Here is a 15,428-nt window from a genome sequence, read left to right as displayed (position 1 = left end):
GCGTAACCAATGGCGAAGATCGTCAAGGTCGAGGCGCTGCTTGTGGACCTCGTGCCCAAGGTGAAGCGCGTCGATGCGATCCAGAGTTTCGTGTCGCAGGAAACGCCGATCGTGCGCATCACCGATTCGGATGGTGCGACCGGGGCCGGCTATTCCTACACGATCGGCACCGGCGGCGCTTCGGTGATGAAGCTGATCGAACGCACCTTCGCCCCTGCCCTGCTCGGGCGGGATGCGGCGGAGGTGGAGCGCATCTGGCGCGACCTGATGTTCATGACACATGCAACGACCGTGGGGGCGATCACAGCCATCGCACAGGCGGCGGTGGATACGGCGCTATGGGATCTGCGCTGCCGCAAGGCGGGGTTGCCGCTGCATGTCATGGCCGGGGGCGCGCAGCCATCGGTGCCGCTATATACGACTGAAGGCGGATGGTTGCATCTGGAACCGCAGGCGCTGGTGGATGATGCGCTGCGGGCGAAGGAAGCCGGGTTCGGCGGTGTGAAGATCAAGATCGGCCGGCCGCATGTGTCCGAGGACGTGGCCAGGCTGTCGGCGGTGCGCGATGCGATCGGGCCAGCCATGGAAATCATGACCGATGCCAACCAGGCCTTCACCGTTGACGAAGCGATCCGCCGAGCGCGGCAGTATGAGCCGCTGGATATAGCCTGGTTCGAGGAACCTCTGCCGGCCGACGATCTGGGTGGGCATGTGCGGCTGGCGCGCAGTACGGCGGTGCCCATCGCTGTCGGCGAAAGCATCTACAGCCCGTTGCATTTCCGCGAATACATCGCGGCCGGCGCATGTTCGATCGTGCAGGTGGATGTCGGGCGCATCGGTGGGATCACGCCATGGCTGAAGGTCGCGCATCTGGCGGAGACATTCAATGTGCCGGTTTGCCCGCATTTCCTGATGGAGCTGCATGTCGCGCTGTGCTGCGCGGTGCCGAATGCGCGCTGGGTGGAATACATCCCGCAGTTGGACAGCATTACGACCGAGGGGATGCGGATCGAGAACGGACGGGCGGTGCCTTCGACCGAACCCGGCATTGGCATCGCGTGGGATTGGCCGGCGATCGAAAAGATGGCGGACGCTTCGCTGGGATTCACGGCGGTTTAAGGAGACAGGATAATGGATGCGCTGACCGAACGGTTGGAGCGTTGCTATACAGGTGTGGTGCATGACGTGATGCGCGGCATGGGTTTGCGCGACTTCACCTTTCCGCCGGAACTACGACCGATCATGCCGGAACGCCGCATGGCGGGACCGGCGTTCACCATCGAGGGCATGACGTCCGCCGATTTTGACGCGCACGACACGTTGCTGGCGTGGACGGGGCTGTTGTCCAAGGCGCCGGCGGGTCATATCTGGATCAATCAGCCGAACGACCGGATCGTGGCGCATATGGGTGAGTTGTCGGCCGAGACCCTGCGCAACAAGGGTGTACGCGGTTGCCTGGTGGACGGGTTCGCGCGCGATATCGACTTCCTGCTGGAGCTCGGGTTCCAGACCTGGTGCCGTGGCTTCACGCCGCGCGATATCGTGGCGTGGTGGAAGCCGCGCGCGACCGATGTGGAAATCAAGATCGGCGACGTGGTCGTGCAACCCGGCGATTACATCCTGGGCGACCGCGACGGTGCGATCCGCGTGCCCAAGGCGATCGTCGAGGACGTGATCGGCAAGTCTGAGACCGCCATCGCAACCGAGAACAAGGTGCGTTCGGCCATTCTGTCGGGCGTCGATCCGCAGGAAGCCTATCTGCGTCACGGTAAATTCTGATGGCCGCCCTTATGCCGGACGCGGATACCGATCGCCGCCTGCTGCTGCTGCATGCGGACGACAACGTGCTGATCACGCGCTCGCCGATCGGTGTGGGGGAAACGATCCAGATTCGCGGTGCGGACGTGACGATGGTTCGGGCCATGCCGCTGGGCCACAAGTTGGCGCGCCGTCCGATCGCGGCGGGCGAGAAAGTCAGCAAATACGGCGCGCCGATCGGAACGGCGACACGCGATATCGCCGCCGGCGAGCATGTGCATGTGCATAATATCGCCAGCGACTACACGCAGAGCATATCGTTACAGGGAGCGAGCCAATGAGTGTCATGCGCGGCTGGCTGCGTCACGACGGGCGCAAAGGCATCCGTAACGTCGTCGCGGTGGCGTATCTGGTGGAATGTGCTCACCACGTGGCTCGGGAAATCGCGCTGCCGCTGCGCGAGAACGATGTGCATGTCATCGGTTTTCCCGGCTGCTACCCGAACGATTACGCGCATTTGATGCTGGAGCGGCTGTGTACGCATCCCAATGTGGGTGCGGTGCTGCTGGTGTCGCTGGGGTGCGAGAGTTTCGACCGGTTTCGGCTGGCCGAGTTTGTCGCCGCGTCCGAACGCCCGGTGCATACGATCACCATTCAACGGACCGGCGGCACGCGTGCGGCGATCGCCGAGGGACGCGCCTGGGTCGCGGACCGGCGGGCCGAACTGGATGCGGCACCGACCGTGGCGATGAACGTTTCGGAGTTGGTGATCGGCACCGTCTGCGGCGGATCGGATGGCACGTCCGGCCTGACCGGCAATCCCGCCGCGGGCATCGCGTTCGATCTGCTGGTCGACGAAGGGGCGGCGTGCATCTTTGAGGAAACCGGTGAGTTGATCGGCTGCGAACACATCATGGCAGCGCGTGCCGCGACACCGGAATTGGGGCGCGAGATCGAGGGCGCCGTGGCCAAGGCCGCACGCTATTACGAGACGCTGGGCTACGGCTCGTTTGCCGCGGGCAATGCGGAAGGCGGGCTGTCCACGATCGAAGAGAAATCGCTGGGGGCGTATGCCAAATCGGGGTCTTCGCACATCGCGGGGCTGATCAAGCCGGGCGATGTGCCGCCGCGCGGCGGGCTTTACCTGTTGGATGTCGTACCCGACGGAGAGGTGCGCTTCGGTTTCCCCAATATCAACGACAACGCCGAGATTGCCGAATTGATCGCCTGCGGCAGTCATGCCGTGCTGTTCGTCACCGGACGCGGGTCGGTGGTGGGGTCGGCGATTTCACCGGTGGTGAAGATCTGCGCCAACCCCGAAACCTATCGCCGGATGCATGAGGACATGGACGTCGATGCCGGCCGCATCCTGGAAGGCCGGGCGGAGCTGGCGGAGGTCGGTCAGGAAATCCGCGATCTGGTGGTGTCTCTGGGGAACGGGACGAAGACGTGTTCCGAGTCACTGGGGCACCAGGAGTTTATCCTGACTTACAAGAGTTTTGAGCCGATCGGTCCTTCCTGCCTTCCTGCATAGTGTCTGCGCCGCGGTTCAAATAGCAAAAAATCCACTGGAGCCTGGGCATAGGGGCGATGGCGTGGGCTGGCGCAGGGCGCATGGTTCAACGAAAACTGCTGCTCGTTTTCGACGATCTCGCGCGCGCTTCTCACTCCCTGCGGCTGCGCGGTCCGACAGCTTCTGACCTTTCTCGGACTATAGGAAGCCGACGACCTCGTGCGGAACGTAAGGTTCCTCAAGTGCGGCGATCTCATCTCCGGACAGTCTTACGTCCACCGCGGCGATCGCGTCGCCCGCCGTTGATGATCGGCGGTGTCGCCGTTGGATATCAACTGCTGTGGATCGTGGGGACGTCGGCGCTTGCGATCCTGGCGCTGGCCGTGTTCTTCGGGCTGACCCGCACCGGCAAGGCAATGCGGGCCTGCGCCATCGACCGCGAGGCGGCGGCATTGCAGGGCATTCCGGTGGCGCGAATGTTGTCCCTGGCGTTCGCGCTGAGCGCTGCCCTTCGGGCGTTGGCCGGGATCCTGATCACGCCCACACAATATACCGCCTTTCGGACCCGGCGGCCTGCTGGTGGTTCCGCCGAATGTGGAGCATTGGGGTGAGGTGGTCGGCGATGAGCCGGTTCTCAATCTCGATGTCTTTTCACCGAGCAGACCAGAGTACGCCAGCTAGTGGTATGAGTCTCGTTCGGCGTGTGGCCGCCCCGCCAACCCCACGCGGCCCCAGACGCGCGCGTTATCGAGTCGGTCGCGATAGAATACGTCCGTCGCGAGCAGGTACACTTCGATCGCCAGGATTGCCGAGCCCAATGCTTCGACGGCCCGGCGATCACTCGATCGATGATCAGCGTTCACCAGGCACGAGCGAACGCGACACGTGCATGCCCGGGAGCCGAGAGTGCGCTGATCGGGCGGCAAAATCTGCGACAGAACCTGCGCCCGCCATCGCCAATCAGATCGTCAGCGTGTCCATAAGCTCCTTGACCGCCGGGGTCTTATCAAGCGCCTCTAACATCGCGATCGACTGCTCCAACCGTTCGCCCTGCAGAACGCGCGATGCGCAACCACGATACTTGCCAACCAACTCGTCGCGCGTCATCGGGTTGCCCGGGCTGCCGCGTACCTTCTCCACGGTCCTGGTGAACGTCCGTCCATCATTCATCGTGATGGTGACCGGGGACTTGCGACGCGCCGTCGCGTCATTCGGCCATCCGGCGTGAGCGTTGACCTGCACCTTGTCCAGCGACGCCCGCATCCGCGGCGCGTTGCAGTACGCGTCGGTGAACGAGTCCAGATCGACGCGCCCATCGAGCAGCATCGCTGCCAGCACATAATCGATCGAGAACTTGCCACGGAAGCCCTGCCTGGGCTTATGAAATCGCACGACATGCAGTAGGTCCGGATGCACATCGACCTCCAGCCTGGCCACGTCGTCGAACCGAATGTCGTTCTCCCGCAGCAATGCCTGCGCGGCATCGAGGGCGCGTAGATTGCCGCCGCAGCATGGATAATTCTTGATGGTCAGGCCTGGATCGACGATCGACCAATGCGTGCCCAGCCCATCCGCCATCTTGCCGAGATCATAGTTGCCCGGGCCATGGAACGCTGAGAAGAACCCATAGTCGCCCTCGATACATTCAAGGTCGGCGAGATAGTCTTTCCGCGCCAGCAACACAGACGTCACGCCCGCGCGCGCCGCGTTGCCGGCGTGGATGCCCTTGCCCCAGGTGCCGAAATGCTGCGTCAGTCCACCGGCGTTGGCCGCCGCGAGTCCGATGGCGACCGCCATCTGCGTGGGGTTCAGTCCGACGATGTTGCCCGCCGCCGCCGCGGCCGCCGAACACCCATACAACGACGTGGGATGAAAGCCGCGGCGCCGCAGTGCCGGCTCGTGTTGTCGCCCGGATGATGACAGCCGCTCGAAGACTTCCAGGCCGACGCAAACGGCAGCCACCAGATCGCTACCGCTCGCGCCAATGCTTTCCGCCATCGCCAGCGCGGCCGGCAAAATGCAAGCCGTCGGGTGCGAGAACCCGGTATCGTCATAGTCCAGCAGATGCGCGAGCGCCCCATTGGCCCAAGCCGCCGCAACAGTGGTCGTGCGCAGGCCCGACCCGAATACCCTTGCCTGCGCTGCGCCACCCTGTTCCTCCGTGATATCGAGGATGATGCGCCCCGCCGGTTCCGTCGCGGCCGCGAGCGCCACGCCGGCGCAATCCAGGATATGCCGCTTGGTCGCAGCAATCGCCTCGGCACTGATGTCGTGCGGGCGGGTCCTGCTGGCAAATGCGGACAGTACGGCGGTTGCTTCCATGTCGTTTCCTCCTCCTGCGGTGGCGGCGCGTGCCGCGGCAATTCCCGGCATGCCTCCCGCGTCGCGCGTCCTCATCGTGTCGACGTGATCAGTATGCCAGTACCGAATTCCAGACGGCAGGTGCAGTTGGGCCTTTGAGGCATAATGTGCCGAGATCGAAGGGGGCGCGGTTGCAGTGTTGTTGGCGACCTCGGGGCCGGCGACGCCCTCGATCGCGCCTTTGCCGAAGCGGAATGGGTCTTTGGCGATGCGGCGTTCCGTCGCGTAGGAGACAAAAGAGGCGAGTAAGGGGCCGGGGCCGGAGAAGATGCCCAGGAAGGCACCCAGCATGGATCCTCGGGCGGCAAGCGCTATTGTCTTTCCTTCAAACCGCCCTGCCCTTTCCATCAGCACTATCAACGTTGATCGATAAGGACAATTCAGTAATCCTGGGGCTAAATGACACGTCTGACTTATCAGCGTATTTTTCGTGTTCATGGCATTTTGCCGTGACATGCCCGGCGGGCGATCGAGAGGAAGGAAATTATCGATGTTCGAGAACTTCACGGATACGTTTATCGAAACGACCGGCGCTCGGATTCGGGTTCGGCAAGGGGGTGAAGGTCCGCCGTTGCTGTTGCTGCATGGAAATCCGCAAACGCATGTCTGCTGGCACAAAATCGCCAACCAGCTTGCCGAACGGTACCATGTGGTGGCGACGGATTTGCGTGGCTATGGCGACAGTTCGGCGCCAGAACCGGACGAGACGGCCTCCAATTACTCATTCCGAGCGATGGGGCAGGATCAGATCGAGGTAATGCGGGCACTTGGTTACGAGCGGTTCTATGTCGCCGGCCATGACCGCGGCGGGCGCACGGCACATCGGATGGTGCAGGATCATCCGAACGCGGTGATCAAATGCGCCATCCTGGATATTCTTCCCAGCCGGCATGTCTGGCACAATGCCTCGCGGTCCTGGGCGATGAAGTCGTGGCACTGGGTGTTCATGCCGCAAGGGCGCGGGCTGCCGGAAGCGATGATGGCGGCAGTGCCGCCGGAGCAGTTTCTGGACACGATGATGGTGCGGCCGCCGGCGGGGCGGGACATTTTTACGCCCGAAGCCTGGGCGGAATATGTGCGCTGCTTCACGCCGAAGATGATTATGGCGTCGTGCGCCGATTACCGTGCCTGCGCGACAATCGATCTGGCGATGGATGATGCCGATTTCGGGCGCAAGACGGATGTGCCGCTGCTGATCATGTGGGGGGCGGAAAGCCATACGCAGGCGGTGTTCGACAATGTGCTGGATGTTTGGCGGGAATATGCCACGCATGTGGAAGGCGGGCCGGTGATCAGCGGCCATTTCATTCCGGAGCAGGCGCCGGAGGAGACGTTGAGCCGGTTTCTCGCGTTTTTTGTTTAAGGCATCGAGGGTCAGGGTCGAAGTCCTGGCCACACCGTTATTTATTCAAGCGCGGAATCTCTCGACGGCGTCCCAATCGATATCTACGCCGAAGCCTGGGATTTTACTGAGTGCTGCCATCCCGTCTTTTATCGTGATGCCGCCTTGGTAGATCGCGTTTTGGATAGGGTGGCGGGTATCGGAGATGCAGCCTGGACATCGTAGGGCGCGCGTGCTGGCAACGGAGGCTCGTGACTACCTGCTGAAGCCTTCGTTGGTGAAAGCGACGGTAGATTACTGATGCCGGCGGGCCGACAGGAACCTTGGTCCTGCCGTCACCAGCGGCAGATCGTAAAGGCACGCCCTTAAAAGCTGTGACAGAACCCATCCGTCGACCATGGCGCGAAAGGTCAGAATGTCACCTGCCGCGCTACTATCCGCACTTCACCACTTGTAGATTTTCTGCAACGTTCCGCCCATGAGCATGGCCTTGTCGTTCTCGGACAGACGTTTGGTATCGCGGAACGGCGCGACGCCCTGTTCATAGGTCAGCATGCCGATCGTTCGCGTCCAGTCGGTGCCCCACATGCAGCGATCCAGTCCGAACGCATCGATGACCCGCAGGACCGGTTCCCAGATGTCGTCGTAGGGGAACGGAAGGTGCGACATCGTGCAGGCGCCGCTGACCTTCACCCTTACGTTCGGGTATTCGGCCAAAGCGAGCAGCTTCGGCAGATCAGCCCAGACATCGGCAGGAACCGGCGGACGGGCGGGCTGCAGCAGGCCGAGGTGGTCGATCACGATGACCGTATCGGGATGTTGCCGGATATGTGGAAGGCCTTTGTCCAGGATCCCCCAGCACAGCAAATTGACCGGCAAGCCATGCCTGGCGGCGGCGGAGAAAGCACGATTCAGGCCGGGATGACCGGCATCCGTCGGCAGGCCGTCGCGCATGCGGATCCTGATGCCTCGTGCGCCTGGTGTGGCCGCCCATTTCGATACCACATCATCGATCGCCGGATCGGTCGCATCCACGGGCGTCACGACGCGAAATTTGTCCGGATAGGTGTTGTAAACCTCAAGCGCATAACTTGGATCGTACTCATAGGCACTGAACGACGACACCATGATCGCGCCGTCGACGCCGACACTGGTCATGGCGGCGACCATCTGCTCGCCCGTCGCGGAATCCAGGCCGTGCGAGGGGCCAGCCCAGGGCCGGCCGGGGTGATTGCGATCGAAGGGATGCACCTGAACGTCGATCACTGGCATGGCCGTCCTCCTGTCTGTTCGGTTCATTGTCCGATATCGTGACCGACTTTGCCAGAGAGGCCGACGAAGATCTGGAGGAGGATGCCATGAAGGCCGGATTCACACGTATTTTCGTGGGCGCAGGTGCCACCCCTTCCATGCAAGGCATCGCCGGGGGTTATGTCGCGAAGTTGGCCCACTGATCCGCTTGGCGTACGTTTGCCAGCGGCGATCTTGCTGGGCAAGCGAGCGATGATCTCCTTGCCTCCTTCGATCGCTGCCCGACCAGGGCGCTATGGTTGAAATTAACCGGATCTTCGTCTGAACTGCCCGCAATTGGCGAAGAGACGGGTGATGGAAGACGAACCCAGGGCCATTTATCGGTTCGATCGGTTTAGGCTCGACCTCGACGGCGGGCTTCTGTTGGGAGACGACGGTGAGGAGTTGGCGCTCCGTCCGAAGGCATTCGCCATGCTTCGTCATTTCGTCGAAAATGCAGGCCGGTTGATCGATCGCGACGAACTGATGCGGACGATTTGGCCGGATGTCATCGTATCCGACGACAGTATCGCGCAGTGTATCACGGAAATCCGGCGTGCCTTGGGCGCGGATGGGCAGCGTCTTTTACGAACCGTGCAGCGTCGGGGTTACCGTTTCGAAGGCCCGGTATCGAAAGACGAGCAACGGAAGATCCCAGGCTCGCCGGAAATCCCGGTATTCGATGCGCTTCCACCCCCGGCGGCGGTCGCAGGCAACCCGCCGACGATCGCCGTTTTGCCATTCCAGAACATGAGCGGCGATACGGAGCAGGACTACTTCGCCGACGGCATGGTGGAGGAAATCATCACGGCGCTGTCGCGCATCCGATGGCTGTTTGTGCTGGCACGAAACTCCACGTTTACTTACAAAGGACGTGCCGTCGACATCAAACAGGTCGGGCAGGAACTGAACGCGCGATACGTGCTTGAAGGATCGGTCCGCCGGTCCGCAAGCGTTGTACGTGTGACGGCACAGTTGATCGACGCCAGCAACGGCGCACATCTCTGGGCCGAACGCTATGATGGTCCGATGGAGGACGTGTTCGCCCTGCAAGACAAAATAGCGCTGGCAGTCGCCGGCATCATTGAACCGACACTCCAGGCCGCGGAAACGATCCGCGCCGTGGAACGCCCGACCGCCGATCTGACCGCCTATGACCTATATCTGCGCGGCTACGCGACCGCCCTGTCATCCGCCGCGCGCTTCCGCGAGGCGCTCGTGCTCATGGAGCAGGCTATCGCCCGCGATCCGAGCTACGGCCCCGCCTTGTCCTTTGCGTCGGTCTGCTATTTTCGGTTGGTCTTCGATGGCCGAAGCGACGACCCAGGGTCCGACGGACGCAAATCGATCGACCTCTCGCGACGGGCTCTGCAGGCGGCGCCCGATGATCCCTCTGTCATGGCGCATGCCGCAAACATCCTCATGTATTTCGGCGAAGACGCCGCCACGATGATCACACTGGTGGATCGCGCGATGATGCTCAGCCCGAGTTTCGCACGCGGCTGGTACATCAGCGGCACGATGCGGGTCTGGACCGGCCAAACGGACGAGGGCATCGAGCATGTCGAGAAGGCCCTTCGTCTCAGCCCACGCGTCCGGGTCGGTTGGGTGGGGTCGGTCATCGGCATCGCGCATTTCCTGACCGGGCGGTTCGAAGACGCGGTGCCGAGGTTTCTGCTGGCGATTCAGGAAGACCCGACCTATCCGGATCCCTATCGGTTTTTAGCCGCAAGCTATGCGCATATGAAGCAGCTCGAAGCGGCACGCGACGTCGTGGCACGACTGCGCGCGGTCAGTTCTGTCGTGATTCCCACCGTGGATCATCTTCGGGTCGCGGAGCAACGGGAACTCTTCCTGTCAGGTCTGCGCATGGCGACCGGCGAGAGAGCATGACCGCGACGGCGGGGACCTAGCCTGTATGTTCGAGAGCGTTGTTTGATCGCATGATTCACGCGCTCTGGACGTTCCGCCCAGCGCGATCATGCTCTGATTATGCCGCCCGGGCGAGTGTGGGTTGCTGACGGCGGGCGCGTGCAGAGTCCAGACAGGCGACCCGCGCAACAGGTTCAGCGCCTGGTGGCAAGGATGCGAGGCACTCCTTCTCGACAAAGGCGATCAGCAAGTCGCGCACAGCCTCGGCCGCTTGCGTCAGCGCTTCGTCCGCCAGCCACAATACCGAAGCCGTCAACTGGATTTTCGGCTCGATCAGGGTGGTGAACAGGCTGCCGTTGCCGGGAACGTCGGAGAAGTCGCTTTTCGGCATGATGGCGCCGCCGATGCCGGCATGCACCGCGGACAAGCTGTTGGACATCACGTCGGTCTCCGCCGCGATATGCGGCGCCAGGCCGGCCCCGGCGAAGACCCGATCGAGCTTGCTGCGCACGACGTTCGGAGCCGCCGGAAGGACCAGTGGCAGGGCGGTCAGATCCCGCAGCGACACCGTCGCCGGATTGCCGGGCAGCGGCGCATTCCGGACCAGGTAACAGGATTGGCGAAATACCGACTGGCGCGCGAATGCCGGCGAGAAATCGTCTTCGAAAGCGTACGCCAGATGCAGGGTGTGTGCCTCAAGTCGAGCCTTCAGCGTGGTGGCGCCGTCGGAACAGCAGCGCAGGGTCACCTTCGGAAGCGCCGCACGGCACGCCTTGACGAACGATCCGAACAGGGTCGCGGCCAGGGTGGATGATGCTCCGAGGTTCACTGTCCCCTCGATTTCCGGTCCGCCGGAGCGCAGCAGCTCTGCAAGTTGCTCGACGCGGCCGAGGATCGAGACCGCCTCGTGATACAGGATGTCACCGGCCGGTGTCGGCCGCACCCCCCGCGCGCTGCGGTGCAATAGCGTCACGCCCAGGTCGAGTTCCAGTTCGGCGATCTGCTGGCTCAGGGCGGGCTGGGCGATGTGTACGACCGAAGCGGCGCGCGAGAAGCTCCCCGCCTCGACGATCCGCGTGAAATAGCGCAGGTGGCGCAGTTGCACTGGCATGGAAGGAACCCCCTTATCGGTTTCATTCATTGCGCGGCAAGACGTCGTGCGGCACCGCGGCCCAGGGATCAGCTACCGAAGGCCACCCTTGAAGTCCTGATGGTAAGTTGAATTTCTGCCGAAATCGGTATCCAGGATTCGTTCGGTAAGGTCCGGCGTGGTCCCCGGAGACGGCGATTGCCCCCTTTGTGCCGGCCTTTGTCCAATTCGGCCATTCGTTGGCGCCGCCGTGATCGTCGCCCTGGCCATGTGAACGTCGCCCTCAAACCGCCGTGGCCATGATCCGCCTGGCGACGCGCCACCGGCGTCACGGTCCACCTCACCGGAACCGGCTATATCCGCCACCGATACCTGGATAACGAACCAGTATTTGTGGTTGGAATTCGCATCGACTTATTTCCGACAGCGCACCACGACGGCGGCAACGACCGATCCAATGCTCGCCACCGGACGATGTGCAAGAGCTGACGATTTCCGTTTTCCGACGCCGACAGCGTCGCCGAATGACGCTGTCACCCACTCAGGAAACGAGGCGATCGCGGCCCGGCGAAAGTGGCTATCCGATTGGAATAACCTGGAGGGTGAAATGATGAAATCGTTTGCTGCCTGCGCGATTGTTGCAGGTCTGCTTGGCGCCGCATCGACCGCGGATGCTGCGATCGCGACCGCGCCATTCGCAGAATCGAATGGAGCCATCGTGCTTGCCGCCGATGGTTGTGGAGCCGGCTGGTATCGTGGACCCGGCGGGGCATGTCACCGCTTCGGTCATGGTCCAGGCCCGGTCTGGTCGGGACCTCGGTTCTATTGCGGCAGCCATCGGGCGTGGGTCCAGGGACCGTACGGCGGCTGGCACTGGAGGTGGATGCCCAATTGCTGACCAACAGCCAGCAGCAGCGACGTACATCCGGCGCGACGGTTGATGCCGGATGGCTGCCTGCCGCCGACGGTGAGCAAGCGACACAGCTTCGGCCAACGTGCAATTCTGGCGAATACGCAAGCGCAACTGCTGATACGGAGGCTGCCCACATGTCAGTCGATCCCATGATCAAGGCGTCCGCGATTCAACCGATGCCGTTCCGGCGATTGCTCGCGGTTCTGGTGCTGGCAGCGCTCGCGTTGCCGATTGCCACGGCACACGCCGCGCAGCCGGCAGCCGCCTGTACGCAGATCGGCACCGATGACACGCCGCGACCGATCCCGGAGAGTTTCGTACCAGCGGTCAACGCGGCGTTCGGCACCAGCATGCCAGCCGACGCGGCAATCCGCACGACCGTGTTCCGCTGTGCCGACAGACACGTGCTGGTCTGCACGACAGGGGCCAACCTTCCCTGCAGCCCGGCAAACACCAGCCGAACGCCGGGGGCGGGCGAGGTGAACTGGTGTCGTGAGCATCCGGATGCCGCGTTCATTCCGATGGTAGCGACCGGGCACGACACCATCTACGCCTGGCGTTGCCATGGCACCGCGCCGCAGATCGTCCGGCAGGTGCAGGACGTCGATGCGCGCGGCTTCATCGCCCCGTATTGGAAAGAGTTACCCTGACACCGCTGCCCCGACGCTGTGCCTGGCCGCATGGCCGTTGCCGGCATCGGTTGCCATCGCCATCCGGCCATCTTCGAGACGCCCGAACAGGACTGAGCCAATGTGCCGTGCTCTGACGAAATGCTGCTGCTTGTGTCTGCTGCTGATAGCCGGATGCGCATTCGGTGCGTCGCCGGCGCCGGGTCGTGCCATCCAGACACAGGACAGGCCGGGCACCGTGCTGCAACAGGAGGCGATTTCCGGTGCGCCATTCGCCGCGACGGCGTACCGGGTGCTGTACCGATCCACCGGCCTGGATGGCCGGCCGATTGTCGTCTCCGGGCTTGTGGTCATTCCCGCCGGACCGGTACCGCCGGGCGGTCGGCCGATCGTTGCCTGGGCGCATCCGACAACCGGCGTGGTTCCCCGCTGCGCGCCATCCCTCGCGTTCTTTCACTTCCAACAGATCCAGGGCCTGCGCGACATGGTTCAGCACGGCTACATCGTCGCCGCGACAGACTATCCCGGCCTGGGAACCGAGGGGCCGCACCCATATCTGGTCGGCGTCAGCGAGGCGCGCGCAGTGCTCGATTCGGTGCGGGCCGCGCGTGCCATCGCCGGGGCCGATGCGAGTTCGCGTTTCGCCCTCTGGGGCCACTCGCAAGGTGGCCAGGCAGTACTGTTCTCCGCCATCATCGCCGCGCACTATGCGCCTGAACTGCAGCTCGTCGGGGTCGCGGCCGCCGCACCGGCAACCGAACTTGCCGAACTGCTTCAGGCGGATCTCGACACGCCAGCCGGCAAGAACCTGACGGCCATGACGCTTTGGTCCTGGTCCCGCCTGTATAATGCGCCGATCGCCAAGGTGGCAGCACCATCGGCCATACCGGTCATCGACCGGCTGGCGAATGAGTGCATCGAGTCGATCTATGGTCTCTATCTTCGGGAGCACACGGAGCGACCGCTCGAGACGGCCTTCCTGACGGTCCCCGATCTGTCGACGACGGAGCCGTGGGCCGAGCTGGTGGCCCGCAACACACCCGGCACGCTGCCGCCCGACATCCCGGTGTTCATTGCCCAGGGCACCGATGATCGCATCGTCCCGCCGCGCATCACGCAAGACTATGTGCGACGCCTTTGCGCCGCGGGCAGCCGTGTGACCCTCGACGAGATGGCAGGCGTCGGGCACGGGTTCGCCGGCATGCGCAGCGCCCGCGACGCCGACTCCTGGATCGCGGATCGCTTCGCCGGCCGCGAGGCGCCGAACGATTGTTCGTAGTACTGTTGGGAGGCCATCTGGACGATGTGTCTGGTGTTGGCGGTGATGCAAGCGAAATGGTCCCGAACGAGGAAGTTGAGTTGCTTCGATCAGTTCGGGGCCGAAATCCCGCTCTGGATTGGCTGACAGTCTACCCAAAGCAATCGTAGGAGAGACGGACCATTGTTGCGAAGAGCCACCGCCTCGCCTGCCGGCACATGCAAGCCGTCCAGATAGCCGAGGCATGTATTGGTGTTCTCCAATTTGGTAATCAGCTGACCTTCAACGACAAGATACAACCGTGTCACCCGCCGCGCCGCGCGTGGAATACTGTTGCCTGGCTCCAAAACCGTCATGCCGATGCTGATCTTGTCGTTCCGGACCGCGCTGTCGGGGTTGGGATCGACCGACCCGGCGAAACCACCGACCCAGTTCACCGACCATCGCATTGTTCCCGGTTCGCGAGCATCTGGCTCCGGAAACGCGGCCTCCAGGTCGGCGAAGCGCACAAGCTTTATTGGCGGCACATCTCCGAACGGATGATCATCCGCATAGTAGACCGCCGCATCGTTGCGTTCGATGCCATCATGTACCCAGATCAATACGACATCGTCCAATCCGCAGTTGCGGACCCCATGCGGACACCCCGCGGGAATGTAGGTACAATCCATCGGCCCCGAGCGATGCGGATGGCCGGATGCATCGAACCCCTCCAATTGGCCGCGTAAAACGATGTAGACCTCGGTGACGCCATGCGTGTGCTTGCCGGCCTGCCGCTGGCCGCGTGGCAGATACATCATGCCCACAGCGCATTGCGTGCTTTCGATCGCATCGTCTGGATTGGTGTTGATATATTCGGCGGGCCCGCCAACCCAGGTGACGAGCCAACGCATATAGCCCGGTTGCCGCGCCTGTCTGGTGTTCCAGGAGGCTTCGAGATCGTTGAAACGAACGATGCTTGGCATGGCGTTTCCCTGTATATGGCGAACTCGTCTAGCGGGCGTGGACCCTGTTGACGCCTGTTGTAGCGTTCCGGTTTGCCGCTGGACAAGCCATCCCCGAACAGACCCTCGTTTGACCGCACTACAGAGATATTGCAGAGTGCGGGGCGCTCCCACGTTCGTGAGCGCTGATTTGAATACAAAAAAGGAAACGCCAGGCATGATGTCGCGAACCAGCAATCTCCGGTCCATCGGAAACCATCCGGTGCCGCAACATCGTCATTGCGGCGTTCGCATTGCTGGTTGTTCCAATCGGGCCTAGAAGCCACACTCGGCTGATTCAGTCGCGTCATGACCCGTGCCAAGGTCGGGATGACGATTCGGGCATGTTTTGACAATTAATAAATGGGGAAAGTCCTGTCATGGCGAAGTTGAAAGTGCTCGCCGCCACGCTTTGTCTG

At 62.8% G+C, this 15,428-nt stretch carries 15 protein-coding genes; 11 read left to right on the top strand and 4 right to left on the bottom strand.

Going from position 1 to position 15,428, the window contains the following annotated elements; translation table 11 throughout:
• The first annotated feature begins 9 nt into the window (after positions 1-9).
• The 5 genes from GSQ89_RS08870 (at position 10) to GSQ89_RS08850 (ending at position 3,882) form a co-directional block, all read left to right on the top strand.
• Positions 10-1,119 carry a mandelate racemase/muconate lactonizing enzyme family protein gene (locus tag GSQ89_RS08870; RefSeq protein WP_158924109.1) on the top strand — a complete coding sequence of 370 codons (1,110 nt, stop codon included), beginning with the start codon at positions 10-12 and terminating at the stop codon, positions 1,117-1,119.
• A gap of 12 nt (positions 1,120-1,131) precedes the next feature.
• Positions 1,132-1,779, top strand: a complete 648-nt coding sequence (locus tag GSQ89_RS08865) for an RraA family protein (RefSeq protein ID WP_158924107.1) — start codon at positions 1,132-1,134, stop codon at positions 1,777-1,779.
• A complete protein-coding gene (locus GSQ89_RS08860) occupies positions 1,779-2,099 on the top strand; it encodes a UxaA family hydrolase (protein ID WP_216856076.1) in 321 nt (106 codons plus the stop codon). The genes GSQ89_RS08865 and GSQ89_RS08860 overlap by 1 nt, the downstream gene beginning before the upstream one ends.
• Positions 2,096-3,292, top strand: a complete 1,197-nt coding sequence (locus GSQ89_RS08855; RefSeq protein WP_216856075.1) for a UxaA family hydrolase — start codon at positions 2,096-2,098, stop codon at positions 3,290-3,292. The genes GSQ89_RS08860 and GSQ89_RS08855 overlap by 4 nt, the downstream gene beginning before the upstream one ends.
• A gap of 284 nt (positions 3,293-3,576) precedes the next feature.
• Positions 3,577-3,882, top strand: a complete 306-nt coding sequence (locus tag GSQ89_RS08850) for an ABC transporter permease subunit (RefSeq protein WP_158924105.1) — start codon at positions 3,577-3,579, stop codon at positions 3,880-3,882.
• Between the two features lie 349 nt (positions 3,883-4,231).
• Here GSQ89_RS08850 and GSQ89_RS08845 read toward each other — a convergent pair whose 3' ends face one another.
• Positions 4,232-5,980, bottom strand: a complete 1,749-nt coding sequence (locus GSQ89_RS08845; RefSeq protein WP_256367309.1) for an MmgE/PrpD family protein — start codon at positions 5,978-5,980, stop codon at positions 4,232-4,234.
• Between the two features lie 142 nt (positions 5,981-6,122).
• Between GSQ89_RS08845 and GSQ89_RS08840 the strand changes: the two genes are divergently transcribed.
• Positions 6,123-6,995, top strand: a complete 873-nt coding sequence (locus GSQ89_RS08840) for an alpha/beta fold hydrolase (protein ID WP_158924100.1) — start codon at positions 6,123-6,125, stop codon at positions 6,993-6,995.
• Positions 6,996-7,418: 423 nt separating this feature from the next.
• Here GSQ89_RS08840 and GSQ89_RS08830 read toward each other — a convergent pair whose 3' ends face one another.
• Positions 7,419-8,246 (bottom strand): amidohydrolase, encoded by an 828-nt coding sequence (locus tag GSQ89_RS08830; protein ID WP_158924098.1) that lies wholly within the window; start codon positions 8,244-8,246, stop codon positions 7,419-7,421.
• 26 nt (positions 8,247-8,272) lie between these two features.
• Between GSQ89_RS08830 and GSQ89_RS08825 the strand changes: the two genes are divergently transcribed.
• Positions 8,273-8,428 (top strand): hypothetical protein, encoded by a 156-nt coding sequence (locus GSQ89_RS08825; RefSeq protein WP_158924096.1) that lies wholly within the window; start codon positions 8,273-8,275, stop codon positions 8,426-8,428.
• A gap of 151 nt (positions 8,429-8,579) precedes the next feature.
• Complete coding sequence (locus GSQ89_RS08820) at positions 8,580-10,157, top strand: winged helix-turn-helix domain-containing tetratricopeptide repeat protein (protein WP_158924094.1); 1,578 nt, start codon at positions 8,580-8,582, stop codon at positions 10,155-10,157.
• A 97-nt stretch (positions 10,158-10,254) separates the two neighbouring features.
• Here the strand turns inward: GSQ89_RS08820 and GSQ89_RS08815 are convergent, their stop codons facing one another.
• The gene (locus GSQ89_RS08815; RefSeq protein WP_158924092.1) at positions 10,255-11,247 is read right to left on the bottom strand and encodes a LysR substrate-binding domain-containing protein; all 993 of its coding nucleotides are present in this window, start codon (positions 11,245-11,247) and stop codon (positions 10,255-10,257) included.
• A 436-nt stretch (positions 11,248-11,683) separates the two neighbouring features.
• Between GSQ89_RS08815 and GSQ89_RS40045 the strand changes: the two genes are divergently transcribed.
• From GSQ89_RS40045 to GSQ89_RS08805, 3 genes are all read left to right on the top strand, one after another.
• Positions 11,684-12,124 (top strand): GCG_CRPN prefix-to-repeats domain-containing protein, encoded by a 441-nt coding sequence (locus tag GSQ89_RS40045; protein ID WP_371734238.1) that lies wholly within the window; start codon positions 11,684-11,686, stop codon positions 12,122-12,124.
• A 149-nt stretch (positions 12,125-12,273) separates the two neighbouring features.
• Positions 12,274-12,789, top strand: a complete 516-nt coding sequence (locus tag GSQ89_RS08810; RefSeq protein ID WP_158924090.1) for a hypothetical protein — start codon at positions 12,274-12,276, stop codon at positions 12,787-12,789.
• Positions 12,790-12,889: 100 nt separating this feature from the next.
• The gene (locus GSQ89_RS08805; RefSeq protein WP_158924088.1) at positions 12,890-14,047 is read left to right on the top strand and encodes an alpha/beta fold hydrolase; all 1,158 of its coding nucleotides are present in this window, start codon (positions 12,890-12,892) and stop codon (positions 14,045-14,047) included.
• 89 nt (positions 14,048-14,136) lie between these two features.
• Here the strand turns inward: GSQ89_RS08805 and GSQ89_RS08800 are convergent, their stop codons facing one another.
• Positions 14,137-15,207 (bottom strand): cupin domain-containing protein, encoded by a 1,071-nt coding sequence (locus GSQ89_RS08800; RefSeq protein ID WP_216856074.1) that lies wholly within the window; start codon positions 15,205-15,207, stop codon positions 14,137-14,139.
• Between the last annotated feature and the right edge of the window lie 221 nt (positions 15,208-15,428).

This window comes from Acidisphaera sp. S103 (genome assembly GCF_009765975.1).
Classification (GTDB): Bacteria; Pseudomonadota; Alphaproteobacteria; order Acetobacterales; family Acetobacteraceae; genus Rhodopila.
This window is presented reverse-complemented; position numbering and strand designations above follow the sequence as displayed.